This window comes from Massilia sp. CT11-108 (genome assembly GCF_047302915.1).
Lineage (GTDB): Bacteria > Pseudomonadota > Gammaproteobacteria > Burkholderiales > Burkholderiaceae_D > Telluria > Telluria orientalis.
Map to the genome: position 1 here is coordinate 1 of NZ_JBKYMO010001431.1, position 301 is coordinate 301.

General features: G+C 71.4%; 1 pseudogene. It reads right to left on the reverse strand.

The features are described 5' to 3' along the window. Positions 1–243: pseudogene (locus tag ACEN88_RS35135) on the reverse strand (hypothetical protein); the annotation flags it as partial. Between the last annotated feature and the right edge of the window lie 58 nt (positions 244–301).

Genomic DNA, 301 nt, shown 5'->3' on the forward strand with positions numbered 1-301 from the left:
GTCCTCGACCGGGTGCGGCGCGCGCACGGCGAACGCCAGCACGAACGCCCCGGCCACGACGCCCCCGGCCAGCGCCAAGGGACGCACGGCCAGCCTGTGATACCAGCGGCGCTTCGGCGGGTGCAGTTTCGCGAACGCCTGCAGCAATTCCTTCTCGACGCCGCGCGGGGCGTCCAGCCGTCCCACCTCCGCGCGCAGGGCGTCGAGCAGGGGATCGCGGTCCGTCGTGTTTCGAATGTCCATGATGACTATCCTTTCATGCTGCGCCAGCCGTGGCGCGCCAGCCGGCCAGGCGCAGCAT